Annotated in this window: 7 protein-coding genes and 1 tRNA gene; 6 read left to right on the forward strand and 2 right to left on the reverse strand. The window is 67.0% G+C overall.

The window, feature by feature from the left end; genetic code table 11:
* Nucleotides 1-124 precede the first annotated feature (124 nt).
* From AC1VV3_RS12155 to AC1VV3_RS12165, 3 genes are all read left to right on the forward strand, one after another.
* Nucleotides 125-211 (forward strand) — tRNA-Leu (locus tag AC1VV3_RS12155).
* A gap of 444 nt (nt 212-655) precedes the next feature.
* A complete protein-coding gene (locus AC1VV3_RS12160; protein ID WP_482961873.1) occupies nt 656-2,152 on the forward strand; it encodes a lipopolysaccharide biosynthesis protein in 1,497 nt (498 codons plus the stop codon).
* A gap of 152 nt (nt 2,153-2,304) precedes the next feature.
* Entirely contained in the window at nt 2,305-4,551 is a 2,247-nt protein-coding gene (locus AC1VV3_RS12165) for an FdhF/YdeP family oxidoreductase (protein ID WP_482961874.1), read from the forward strand.
* 20 nt (nt 4,552-4,571) lie between these two features.
* Here AC1VV3_RS12165 and AC1VV3_RS12170 read toward each other — a convergent pair whose 3' ends face one another.
* Nucleotides 4,572-5,561: an autotransporter domain-containing protein gene (locus AC1VV3_RS12170; protein WP_482961875.1), complete on the reverse strand. Its 990-nt coding sequence runs from the start codon at nt 5,559-5,561 to the stop codon at nt 4,572-4,574.
* On the reverse strand, nt 5,561-7,717 hold the full coding sequence (locus tag AC1VV3_RS12175; protein ID WP_482961876.1) for an ATP-binding protein: 2,157 nt from the start codon (nt 7,715-7,717) through the stop codon (nt 5,561-5,563). Before AC1VV3_RS12175 ends, AC1VV3_RS12170 begins: the two co-directional genes overlap by 1 nt.
* 710 nt (nt 7,718-8,427) lie before the next feature.
* Between AC1VV3_RS12175 and AC1VV3_RS12180 the strand changes: the two genes are divergently transcribed.
* From AC1VV3_RS12180 to AC1VV3_RS12190, 3 genes are all read left to right on the forward strand, one after another.
* Nucleotides 8,428-9,243: a response regulator gene (locus AC1VV3_RS12180; RefSeq protein ID WP_243840969.1), complete on the forward strand. Its 816-nt coding sequence runs from the start codon at nt 8,428-8,430 to the stop codon at nt 9,241-9,243.
* 154 nt (nt 9,244-9,397) lie between these two features.
* A complete protein-coding gene (locus tag AC1VV3_RS12185) occupies nt 9,398-10,372 on the forward strand; it encodes an intradiol ring-cleavage dioxygenase (protein WP_166675213.1) in 975 nt (324 codons plus the stop codon).
* 158 nt (nt 10,373-10,530) lie between these two features.
* Complete coding sequence (locus AC1VV3_RS12190; RefSeq protein WP_482961877.1) at nt 10,531-13,707, forward strand: autotransporter domain-containing protein; 3,177 nt, start codon at nt 10,531-10,533, stop codon at nt 13,705-13,707.
* Nucleotides 13,708-13,761: the final 54 nt, after the last annotated feature.

Consider the following 13,761-nt stretch of genomic DNA (forward strand, 5'->3'; position numbering starts at 1 on the left):
AGATTTCGCCTTTTTTCACGCGATTTGAAAAAAGTTCGAGAACGAGCGTTGACAACAATCCGGCCGCCGCTTAGAGGCGCCCTCCTACCCGGCGAGGACGGCAGATCAGCCCCCTCGCTTCCGTGCCCAGATGGCGGAATTGGTAGACGCACCAGCTTCAGGTGCTGGCGCTCGCAAGGGCGTGGAGGTTCGAGTCCTCTTCTGGGCACCATTTCTCAAGCAATTGAGAAGCGTCGGGGGCCGTCGAAAGACGGCCCCTAGTCGTATCTGCCTCCCCCACATTCCATGGCCCGCGTCGGCCGCCTGCCAGCATCCGGATTCCGGACGGGTTGGCTGGCGTGACGGCACTATTACCGCTTTCGGCGTAACCCATGCGGGTGATTCCCGGTTCTTTGGAAGGGCTGCGGGAACCAAGATCGTTTCCACCAATCGAAGCCATAGCCTGGATCCGGACCTTTCGGGTGATGGTGCCGGCCCGGCGGCGGGATTAGTCTGCGAACCGGCGGCAATGCTGCCGCAACCACTGCAGCTTCGAAAGGTCGCAGGCTTGAAGGCGCCGGCACAGCAGTCGATCCCTGCCGTTATCATCGCCGTCACCATTGGCGCGACCATCGGCGTCATCTCCGGCGTCCTCACCGTCCCCGCGGCCTAGGCCATGGCGAAAACCGACGAGATCGGGCGCAAGGCGACGCGGGGCATGGCCGCGACGGGGGTGGCGCAGATCGTGAAGGTCTTCACCACCACGGCGACCACGATCGTCGTCGCCCGCACCCTGTCTCCGTCCGACTACGGCGTATCGGCCATGGTCGCGCCGCTGATGGGGCTGATCATGACGTTCCAGAACCTGGGCTTCACCCAGGCCGTGGTGCAGGCGCGCGAGCTGGATCAGGAGCATTCGAATGCGCTGTTCTGGCTGAGCGTCCTCATTTCCATCTTCGCCGCCCTGGTCATGGCCGCCCTGGCCCCGCTGGTGAGCAGTTTCTACGGCGACGTGCGTGCCGGTTATGTCACTGCCGCGACCGGGCTGACCATTCTCGTCACCGGTCTCAAGCTCCAGCACCAGGCCCTGCTCAACCGCGAGATGCGTTTCCATGCCCTCAGCATCAACGACATCGTCGTCGCCATCGCGACTTTCGTGCTCACCGCGCTCGCGGCACTGATCCTGAAGAACTACTGGGCGATCTGGCTGGGCATCTTCCTGAACGCAGTGGTGAGCACGGTGATGATGTGGCGCGCCTACCCGTGGCGGCCGCGTCTCGGCGCCTCGTTCCGGGGCGTACGCAAGCTGGTGGTCTTCGGCGCGAACCTGACCGGCTTCAACCTCATCAACTTCTTCGCCCGCAATCTCGACAACGTGATCGTCGCCAAGGCCGAGGGCGCCGAGGCAGTGGGCCTCTACGACCGCAGCTACAAGCTGATGCTGTTCCCGCTGCAGAACTTCAACCAGCCGCTGAGCCGCGTCATGCTGCCCGTGCTGGGCCGGGTGCGCGACGATCCGGCGCGCTATCGGCGAGTCTACGAACTGGTGCTGAGGGCGCTGGCGCTCGTGTCCATGCCGGGCATCCTGGCGGCGGCGATGTGCAGCGAGCAGCTCGTGCCCTTCCTGCTGGGCGAGCGCTGGGCGGCGGCGAGCCCGATCTTCTTCTGGCTCAGCCTCACCGCGATCGTGCAATGCGTGCCCAGCACCACGGGCTGGCTCTATATCAGCACCGGCAACACCCGGAACATGATGTACTGGGGCATGTTTTCCAGCACGATCAGTATCATCAGCTTCTTCATCGGCGTCCGGTGGGGCGCGGTGGGGGTGGCCTGCGCCTATTTCACCGGCCAGCTGGCGACCCTGCCGCTGCAATATCACTATGCGACGAGGCGCACGCCGGTGTCCCAGCGGTTCATGTACCTCGTCCAGCTTCCCTCGCTGGCGGGCGGGCTGTTCGCCTGGGGGATCGTGGCGATGGCGCGCGAGGCTCTGGTCGCGCGGGGACTGCCAACGGTGCTGCTGCTGGCCCTGGCGGTCGTCGCCAGCTACTTCGGCGCGGTGGCGGCGCAGGCCTGCACGCCGGGCGGGCGGCAGGCGATGGCGGAAATGCTGCGGCTGGCCGGGAACCTCCTGCCGGATCGCTTTCGGCGCGGCAAGGGCCAGCCCGGCTAGGCCAGTCCCGCCCCGCCCGGCGAGGCCAGCCCCACCAGGACAAACCTGTCCGCCAGGGCAAACCCGCGGCGAAGCGAGCGATCCCCGCCGCCGGCACCCTGTTCCTCCGCGACATCGTCGTCTATGCCAAGGTCTTGAAAGGAACCTGGGTCATGGCCGAAACGCACGCCGCGGACGACAATCTCGAAGGCATCAGCGACTACAAGGGCCCCGCCGGCGGCTGGGGTGCGCTGGGGGCGGTGGCGCGGACGGTGCGCGAGCAGATGAAGGCGAGCCCGGACACGCGCGCGCTGCTGCAGATGAACCAGCCGGACGGTTTCGATTGCCCCGGCTGCGCCTGGCCCGACCCGAAGCATACCTCCTCCTTCGAATTCTGCGAGAACGGCGCCAAGGCGGTGACCTGGGAAGCGACCGTCAAGCGCGTCGATCCCGATTTCTTCGCGCAGCATAGCGTCAGCGAACTGTGGACCTGGAGCGACCACCGGCTGGAGGACGCCGGGCGCCTCACCGAGCCGCTGCGCTATGACCCCGAAACCGATCATTTCGTGCCGATCAGCTGGGACGAGGCCTTCGCGCGCGCCGGCGCGGTGCTTCGCGCGCTGGACGATCCTCATGCCTGCGAATTCTATTGCTCGGGCCGCGCCTCGAACGAGGCGGCGTTCCTCTACCAGCTTTTCGCGCGCGAGTTCGGGACCAACAATTTCCCCGACTGCTCCAACATGTGCCACGAAGCGACGAGCGTGGGGCTGCCCAAGTCGATCGGCATCGGCAAGGGCACGGTGACGCTGGAAGACTTCGACCATGCCGATGCGATCTTCTGCATCGGTCACAATCCCGGTACCAACCACCCGCGCATGCTCTCGACCCTGGCCGCCGCTTCCAAGCGGGGCGTGCCGATCGTGGTCGCCAACCCCATGCGCGAACGCGGCCTGGAGCGCTTCAAGTCGCCCCAGCATCCCACCGAGATGCTCTCCACTCACGCCACGCCGCTGGCCTCGGCCTATCATCAGGTGCGGATCGGCGGCGATATGGCGATGCTCAAGGGCATGATGAAGCTGGTGATCGCGGCCGATGCGCTCGATCACGCCTTCATCGCCGAGCACACCGAAGGTATCGAGGCGCTCAAGGCCGACCTCGACGCGACCTCGTGGGACTGGATCGAGACCGAGTCCGGCCTGACCCGCGATGCCATCGAGACGATGGCCAAAGTCTATATCGATGCCGAGCGGGTGATCGTCTGCTACGGCATGGGCATCACCCAGCACCGCCACGGCACCCAGAACGTGCAGTCCATTGCCAACCTGCTGCTGCTGCGCGGCAACTTCGGCAAGGAAGGCGCGGGGATCTGCCCGCTGCGGGGCCACAGCAACGTGCAGGGCGACCGCACCGTCGGCATTACCGAGATCCCGACCGAGGACATGCTGGAACGGCTCGACGCCGCTTACGGCATCGCCTCTCCCCGCGCGCATGGGCACAATGCCGTGGAAGCGCTGGAGGCCATGCGCGAGGGCCGCTCCCGGGCACTGATCGGGCTGGGCGGCAACCTGGCGGTGGCCATGCCGGACCCCGAAGCCTGCTTCGCCGCCGTGCGGGGGCTGGATCTTTCGGTCAACGTGCTCACCAAGTTCAACCGCACCTGCCTGCTCACGGCGGGCGAGACGCTGGTGCTCCCCTGCCTCGGCCGTACCGAGCTGGACGAGCAGGAAGCCGGCGCGCAGTTCGTCACGGTCGAGGACAGCATGTCCATGGTCCATGCCTCACGCGGGAAGCTGAAGGCGCCGGGGCCGCATGTCCGCTCCGAGCCGGCGATCGTCGCGGGCCTGGCCAAGGCCGCCATGCCGCACACGCGGGTGGACTGGGACGGCCTGGTCGCCGACTATGACCGCATTCGCGAAGGGATCGAGCAGGTCTATCCCGATTTCCACGCCTTCAACCGGCGCGTTCGCGAGCCGGGCGGTTTCCGCCTGACGATCCCGCCCAGCGACCGGATCTGGAAGACACCCAGCGGCAAGGCGCAGTTCATCGCCCACCCCTCCGCGCGCGAAGACGGCGCAAGGTCGATGCTGCTCACCACCATCCGCAGCCACGATCAGTACAACACCACGATCTACAGCCTCGACGATCGCTATCGCGGCGTGACGGGGCGCCGTGACGTGATCTTCGCCAACGAAGTCGATCTGGACATGCTGGGGCTGGCCCATGGCGACATCGTCGATGTCACCACGCCGGCCGGGCGCGCGCTCAAGGGCTTCACGGTGGTCAAGCACGCCATCGCGCGCGGCTCGCTGGCGGCCTATTACCCCGAGGCGAATTGCCTGGTGCCGCTGGACGACTACGATCCGGTAAGCGGCACGCCGGCCTACAAATCGATCCCGGTGGAGATCGTCCGCGCTGCCTGAAAGCCGCTAACCGGGGCGGATCAGAAGGACTGGCGCAGCGAGATGCCACCGGCGGTGGTGTTTCCCGCCAGCGCGTCGAAGCTGCGCGAGGCGTAGAGGTCCAGGTGAAGGCGGTCGGTCAGCTTCATGTTGGCGCTGACGCCCACCTCCCACCACCCGTCCGCGGTGTGCTGCGAATCGAGCAGGCCGGAGCGGGGGACGTTCTTAAGCCCTTCGAACTGGCCGCGCGTCACTTCGGACACGGCATTGCTGGTCCAGTTCCGCGAGACGGAAGCGCCGATGTAATGGTCCGCGTTCTTGCCGAAGGCATGGTCGATGCGCACGGTGCTGCCGAGCGTCCAGGTCGGTTCGCGGGTTTCGAGATCGACGAGATCGGCGAATTCCGGCGCGGGGCGCAGCAGGCGGCCTTCGGCATAGGAGCCGACGACCGTGGGGGTCACGAACCAGCGCGGCGAGAGGGGGAAGATGCGCCCGAAATCGCCGCCCAGCGCGTAGTAACCGCTGCTTTTCGCGCCGGTGCTGTCGCGGCTGCCGCGCTCGGTGGTGATCCGGCCGTAGTCCTGCCGGCCGTAGCTGGCCCAGCCATCGACCACCCAGTTGTCGAAGTTGCCGCCGGCGCCGAGAGTGGCAACGTAATAGTCAGAGGGCAGCGCCGTATAGGCCTGGATCAGCGTGCCGTGATAGCGCATCAGCCCGCCCCGCACATAGCCCCGGCCGATCTGCCGGGTCAGCGAAAGCGATTGCCAGGACCCATCCGGGCCATCGTCGCGGTTGCTGACCCCGGCAGAGGCGGTGACCGTCCAGGGCGCGGCGCGGAGCGGGGGCTGATCGGCATTCGCGGGATCTTCGGCACGCGAGTCGGCAGCGGCCGGAGCAGCCTCGGTCGAAAGGGTTGCGCCTTCGGGCGTGGCGCTCGCTTCGAGTAGCGGCGCCGTATCTTGCGCCAATGCCGGAGACGACAGGGCGGCCGCGCCTGCCAGCAGCAGGCAGGCCGGCAAGGAATGCAGCATCAGGCGGCCTTTCGCAGGGTCGGATCGAAGGCCGCTGCCGGCACGGTCACGCGGGCGGCGAAGCCGTCGCCGCCGTGCACGAAATGGACGTCGCCGCCATGGGCGCGGGCGATCGAGCGGCACACCGCCAGGCCCAGGCCGGTGCCGTTCTGGCCCGACTTGCGGGCCGTTTCCGAGCGGTAGAACGGCTCGAAGGCGCGGTCGAACTCGTCCTCGGGGATACCCGGCCCGGCATCGACGATCTCCGCCACGGCCTCGCCGTCGAGGAGGCTGACGCGGACCTTGGCGCTGTCTCCGTACTTGATGGCGTTTTCCAGCAGGTTGCCGAGCAAGCGGCGAATGCCCACCGGATCGACTTCGACGGGGATATGGAGATTGTGCTCGATCGTCACCTTGCCGCCCACCAATTGCGCATCGGCGACGCTGCCGGCGATGAGATCGGCAAAATCCACGCGTTTGCGCGGGCCGGGGGTGGAGGCATCGCGAATGAAGGCGATGACCTGGCTGATCATCGCTTCCATCTCGGTCACTTCCTTGAGCAGCCCCTCGCGCTGGTCGTCCGGCACGTCCTCGATGCGGAAGCGCAGGCGGGTGAGCGGGGTGCGCAAGTCGTGGCTGATGGCGCCGACCATCGCCGTGCGGTCGTCCACGAAGGCGCGCAGCCGATAGCGCATCTGGTTGAAGGCATTGGCCGCGCGGCCAATCTCGGCCGGGCCGGAGAGCGGCAGGATCGTGGCCGAAGGATCGCGGCCGAGTTGCTCGGCGGCCTGCGCGAAGTCCTTGAGCGGCACGACGATGCGGCGCGCGAACAGCCAGGCCAGCGGGCTGATGATCGCCAGGGACAGCGCGAACCACAGCATCACGCGCTTCTGCCAGGCGTTCGGGAAGGGCTCGGCGCGGGGGGCGACGGCCAGCCACTGGCCGTCCGGCTGACGGGTGGCGGCTACGAAGTCACCTTCGATGAATGGGGGCGAGGTGAGGGCGAAGAAGCTGCCTTCCGCGTGGCGGAACGGGATCGGCTGCGGCGCCCCGGGCACTGCGGGCAGCGGCGTGGCAGTCTCGGCCGCGGACGTTGCCAGCGGCGTGGGCACGGCGGAGGCGCTGGCCGAGGGCGAAGCCAGCGTGACCGGCGGCAGCGGGATCGAGACCGCGACCGGGCGGCTGGCCAGCGTGGGACTGGCGATCGGATCGGGTGTGGCGATAGGCAGGGTGGCCCGCGGGATGTCGTTCATGCTCGGCATGACCGGGGCCGGAAGCCCCCCGCCGATCGCGCCATTGCCCATGGGGCCGGCCATGGGTCCGGTCATGCCGCCCGGACGCGCGCCGGGGGAGACGAACTGGCCGGGATGACCATCCTGGTTCGCTACGCCGCCCGAGGGATTTCCGGGCGCCGCGGTCTGGCCGCCCGTGCCGGCGCCGGGCGCGGCATTGCCGGGGTTCTGGCCGCCGGATGGTGCACCGGGCTGGCCTCCGCCCGGGCGCTGGCCGCCCGGCGCGGCGCCGGGAACCTTGCCACCGGGCATGGCGCCGCCCGGAACGTGGCCACCCGGCCTCGCGCCGCCGCCCGGCATCGCGGGGCGGGGCATGGACGGAACGTGCGGCATCGATCCGCCCGGAGGCATGCCGCCGGGGAAGTGCCCGCCGGGCATGCCGCTGGGACCGGGAGCGCCGCCCGGCGGGGGCCCGCCGGGGATCGACTGGGCATCGGCCGATCCCACCAGCAGCGCGGAAACCCTGGCCCCGGGACTGATCGCCGCGCCCTTGCTTTCCACCATCGCCAGCGGGGACCGGGCATTGCTCGGCACCGCGACGCCGCCGACAGGAAGCTGGGTGTAGAAGGCCAGGACCACGTCCTTGCGGTGCCGCCCGAGTCGCTGGGCCAGGGCATCGCGCGAGGATTCCGAGACCAGCCAGCCCTGTCCGCTCACATCGGGCGGGCCGACCATGGGCTTGCGCTCCAGCCGATCGGACAGATCGCCGGTGGTCAGCGCGCTGGCGACTTCGTCGATATTCCACCGGGCCGTCGGGCTGGGAGGCAGGATCACCGTGAGGCCGAGCGTCACCAGCTGCGCACCGATCAGCGCGCAGACGAGGATGACGATCATCTGCATCGCCAGGGGCAGTCCGAGTCGGTTGGTCAGGCGGGGCGGGGTCATGGCTGCGCCATTGCCACGAATCGCCCGCTATTTCGAGCCGTGGCATTGCGAGCGGCGGCGTCAGCGCCGAACCTGCGGATTGTCGCCAAGGCCGGGGCGAAGGATGGGCCGGAGGATGTGGGGCTTGCCGGCGGATATTGCGGCGCGGGCTCGGAAGAGAGGGACACCGCTCTTCCGAACCCGCTCCGCGCCCCCATCATGCAGCGGGACGCTGCCTGGCGGGGACGGTCACCTCGTGGCCTGTCCGGCGATCGTGCCGGAGGGCAATCTCTCTGTTGGCCAGCCCGCCTGGAGCCGCTGGCACGAAGCGCCGGGTACCACCGATTTGTGTCACTATCGGGTAGGGTTTCCGGCCATCCTCGGAGCGATATAATTCCGGGGCCGTCGCAGGACAGGGCGGGTGCGACTACGTGACCTGTCGCTGCGACGGACCCGGCGCCGTCCGGCGCCTTGGCGGTGGCTAACCGGACGGCGGTTCCGGCCGTTCCGGAGGAATGCAGCATCGCCGCGAAGGCAACGGGGGATGTCGCCGAAGACGCGCTGCAGTCCATCCAGGACGGAACCTGACGAACTCGAATGTTCATGTCGCTGGATTTTGCGGTTCGAGTTTGCCTGCGGATTTCACGCAGATTGCAATGGCGTTACCGGGCTGTCGCAAGCTGTATCGCCGCTGAAATCCGCGTGGAACACGGGGTTCCTATCGGCGCACAATGATCCTAGAACGTGCCCCGATGGACCTCGAAACCCGCATCCTCATCGTCGACGACGATGACGGCATCCGCTCGCTCATCAGCGAGTTCCTGGGAAAACACGGTTACGCCACCGAGACGGCCGCCGACCCCAGCGCCATGCGCGAGCATCTGGCGCGGGAGCACTTCGATCTCATCGTGCTGGACGTGATGATGCCGCGCGAGGACGGGCTGACGGCGCTGCGCGGGCTTGGCCCCGATGCGCCGCCGGTCATCATGCTTTCCGCCGTGGGCAGCGATGTCGACCGCATCGTCGGGCTGGAAATGGGTGCCGACGATTACCTGGCGAAGCCCTGCAATCCCCGCGAGCTGCTGGCCCGCATCCGCACCGTGCTGCGCCGGCGCGCCGGGGCTGGCGGCAGCGCCGCGGTGGACCGCGTCGTCTCGGCCGCCACCGCCCGTTCCGGCGCCCCGGAACCGCGGCCGGTCAACGACATCCATTCAGGCGAATGTCTCTATTTCTCCGGCTGGCGCATGGACGTGGGCCTGCGCCTGTTGTTCGACCCGGCCAATCGCCTGATCTCGCTTTCGGATGGCGAATTCCGGTTGCTCCGCGCCTTTGCCGAGCATCCGCGGCGCGTGCTCACCCGCGACCAGCTTCTCGACTGGTCGCGCGGGGAGGACAGCGATCACTACGACCGCGCCATCGACGTTCAGCTTTCGCGCCTGCGCCGCAAGCTGGCGGAAGGCGAGGGCGGCGGCGACATCATCCGCACCGTGCGCAACGAGGGCTATCTTTTCGTGCCCTCCGTGTCCGGAGACATTTCACCTGCATGACAGCCCGGCCGCTGCGGCAGGGCGTTTCGCCATGGAGGTGAAATGCACCTGAAATCCGATCGCAAACGCCGGCTTTCAATCCTCGTTGTGACCTGATCCGCGACGCCGGTCTCCCGGCCCCGTCGCGCGACTTGCGACACGCGGGGAGATTGCAATGGAAGACTACCATCAAGACCACCATTCGGGCGGGGACCTGGACTGCGACCAGGGGCATCACGGCGGCCTGCTTCACGACCTGAAGACGATCGGTGAGAATATCATGGGTCGGCGCCGCGCGCTGGCCATCCTGGCCAGTGCGGGGGGCTTCACTGCCGTTACCGCCTGCGGGGGTGACGACGGTTCCACGTCGACCAACAGCGGATCGACCGCCACGACGAGTTCCACCAGCACGTCGAGCACGAGTTCGACCAGCACATCGTCGACCAGCACTTCTTCCACCAGCTCCGGCGGCACCTCCTCCAGCAGCTGCATCGCCGATCCCACCGAGACCAACGGGCCTTACCCTGCGGACGGCACCAACAGCGCGAGCGGTTCGACCTCCAACGTACTGACCGTCAGCGGCGTGGTGCGTTCGGACATTCGCTCCAGCTTCATCAATTCCACGACCACGGCAGACGGGGTCAAGCTGGAGCTGACCTTGCAACTGGTGGACGTGAACAACGGCTGCGCCGCCATCGAGGGCGCGGCGATCTACGTCTGGCACTGCGATGCCGCGGGCAAGTACTCGCTCTATTCCAGCGGGGTCACCACGGAGAGCTACTTGCGCGGCGTGCAGGTGACCGATGCCGAGGGCAAGGTGACTTTCACCACGATCTATCCGGCCTGCTATTCCGGGCGCTGGCCGCATATCCACTTCGAGATATTCACGGGCGGCCTGACTTCGGCCAGCACGGGCCGCACGGCCAGCCTGATCTCGCAGCTGGCCATGCCGGCGGCCACCAACACCGCGGTCTTCACCGGCGACACGCGCTACACCGCCAGCATCGCCAATTACAACGCGATCTCGATCTCTTCGGACAATGTCTTCGGCGACAACAGTTCGGCACAGATCGCCCAGATGACCCCCACGCTGAGTGGCAGCGCCACGGCCGGATATACCGGCACCGCGCTCATTGGCATCGCCACCTGATCGGCGCTCCATCGTAATCGCCGCCCCGAAAGGGGCGGCTCAACGAGACTCCTCGCCGCCTGGCGAGCGACAACCTGCCTGAGGGCGATGGCGATGCGGCGCAGGATCGTTCCTGCGCCGCGCCGGCAGCCTTACGCTCACGAAGAGATCCGAACATCATGACCTCGCTGCACACGTCTTCCAGCATCGGCGCGCTCGTTCTCGCACTTTGCGCCGCGCCTTCGCTCGCCGCCACGACCGTTTCCACCTCCACCACCAAGGCACTCGTCACCTCCAGCGCGGGTGACGTGACCGTGACCGAGGACGGCACCATCACCCTGCCCAGCGGCAGCGCGACCACGGTGGACAGCAACAATGCCGTCGATCTCGAAGGCGCTCTGGTCCTCGACGATGCCGACGGCGCCAGCGGCATCACCGTCAATGCCGGCACCACCGCGACGATCACCGTGGGCGAGGATGCCACCCTTACCGTCACCGAGGACTTCGTGCCGGCGGACACCGATTCGAACGGCATTGCCGATGGCTCGATCGCTTCGGCCAGCAATCGCTACGGCATCCACGTCCTGTCAGGCGCGACCACCAGCGGATCGATCCTCAACGAAGGCACGATCAAGGTGGAGGGCCTGAACTCCGGCGGCATCGTCGTCGATTCGGACTATGTCGGCAGTGTGACCAATACCGGCACCATCAACGTGATCGGCGACAACTCGGTCGGCATCTCCACCAGGAGCGTGGACGGGGACGTGACGGTGGAAGGCACTGTCTACGCCACCGGCGCGGGCGCCCAGGCCCTGGTGGTGGACGGCGACGTCAGCGGCACCGTGACCATCCAGGGCACCGTCTCGCAGCGCGCCTCCTACACGGACGACGACAGCGACACGATCGTGCTTTCGCGTGCGGCTCTCCGCTCGGGCGCGGCGGCGGTGGAGATCACCGGCAATGTCGCTGGCGGCATCTACGTGGCGGCGCCCCCGGTCGACAACGACAGTTCGAACGACGACGAGGATGGCGACGGTGTCGACGATGACGATGAAGGCACCGGAGCGGTCATCGCCTACGGCAACGGCCCGGCGATCCAGGTCGGCGGCACCAGCGACATCACCGTGGGCGGCGTGTCGAGCAATTCCGGCACGTACTCGATCGCCATCGACGGCTCGGTCAGCGCCAACGCCTATTACAGCAATACCGATGCCTATGGCCTGGTGATCGGCGGGCAGGGCGGCAACGTCACCCTGACCGACGGGATCGGGGTGACCGGCTCGCTGAACGCCACGACTTACGATTCGGCCGCGACGGCGCTGCTCATCAATGCCGGGAGTACAGTGACCAGCCTCTATAACAGCGGCTCGATCACGGCCTCCATCACTTCGCAGGGCGAAGGCTCCACAACGGCGATCCAGGATCTCTCGGGCACCCTGACCACGATCGACAATACCGGCTTCATCGCGGCCAGCGGATCGAGCACCGACACCCGCACCGCGATCGACCTCTCCGCCAACACCACCGGCGTCACGATCAACCAGTACCTCAACGCCGCCGATATCGAGACCAGCGCCGACTACCTGGACGACAACGATACGGACACCGATCCCACCATCTACACCGCGATCACCGGCAATATCCTGCTGGGATCGGGCGATGACACCATCAATGCCTCATCGGGCACGATCACCGGCAACACCACTTTCGGCGACGGCGACGATACGCTGAACCTGTCCGGCAACACGGTCTACACCGGCGACGTCTATTTCGGCAGCGGTACCGGCACGGCCACCATGGCCGGAACCTCCAGCTTCGTCGGCACGATGGACTTCGACGGTGAGAGCGGCACCCTCACTTTGTCCGACAGCGCGGTCTATTCGGGCAACTTCAGCAATGCCGACAACCTGACGGTCACCGTGGGCAGCGGGGCAAAGCTGACCGCCAGCGATTCGGACACCATTGGCTTCGGCAGCCTGATCGTGAAATCGGGCGGCTCGCTGGGTGTCTATATCGACACTTCGGAAGGCAGCAGTTCGCTTTACACCGTGGCCAATGCCACGCTGGAGGACGGGGCCAAGATCACGGCGACAGTCACCGATCTTGGCGATGCGGAAGGGACCTACACGGTGCTCACCGCAAGCAGCCTCGACGTGCAGGGCACGCTCAATTCGACCGACACCGACCTGCCCTTCATCTACAACGGCGATGTCACGACCGACGCGAACAGCATCTATCTCACCATCGCGCGCAAGACGACCGACGAACTGGGCCTCACCCGCAGCGAGGCTTCGGGCTGGGATGCGATCTACGCCACTGCCCAGAACGACGACAGCCTGACCTCCAGCCTGCTCCAGGTCGAGGATTCGGCCACGCTCCAGAGCCAGGTCGCCGGGCTTCTGCCCGACCATTCGGGCGGCGTCTTCGATGCCGTGACTCACGGCGACCGCATGGCTTCGCGCCACCTTTCGGACGAAACCTCGCTCTTCACGATCTCCGATGTCGGCGGCTGGTTCGAACCCGTCTACTGGCGCACCGCCAAGGATGCCGGTTCGACAGCGGGTTACAAGGCGAGCGGCTGGGGCCTCTCCGCCGGTGCCGAGCGCCGGACGAACCTGGGCTACTTCGGCGTTTCCTATGCCTGGCTCCACGGCACGGTGAAGGATAATGGCGGCACGGGCGATCTCGGCGTGGGCCAGCACGACTTCGGCCTGTTCTGGCGCACCGGGAAGGGGCCGTTCATGGCCTGGGCGCGCATCGGGGCCTCGAAGATCTCGGTGGATTCCACCCGCACCTTCACCGGCACCATCGACGATACCGACTTCACGTATTCCGCCGATGGCAAGTGGAACGGCTGGCTGATCTCGGGCCTGGCCGGTGCGTCCTATCGCTTCCAGATGTCACGCCGCTTCAATCTCAAGCCCAAGCTGGAGCTGGAGCAGTTCTGGCTGAAGGAAAACGGCTACAGCGAAACGGCCGACAGCGATGCGGTGGCGCTGACCGTGGCAGACCGCACCAGCAAGATGACCACGGTGACGCCGACCGTGACGGCGTCCTATTCGCTCGGGACCATATCGCCCGACTGGCGCCCGCTGACGTTCCAGTTCGAAGGCGGTCGCCGCGAAGTGGTGTCGGGCAAGCTCGGCAGCACCACGGCCTATTTCAACGGCGGAGACACTTACGACGCCGGGGAGGCCTTCACCATCACGCCCGAAAGCCTGAAGGGTGCCTGGGTCAGCGAGGTCTCGATGCTGGCCGGTGGCTACGACTTCACCTGGAAGCTGTCCGCCCGCGCCGAACGAACCCAGGACGCCACCGATCTCTCCGCCCGCGCTTCATTGAGTGTAGCGTTCTAACGCGTAGCGACCCGCTAAAGGCCGGTGCGTAGCGTTTTAACGCGCAGCGACGCG

It is taken from the genome of Novosphingobium sp. BL-S-34 (assembly GCF_056857015.1).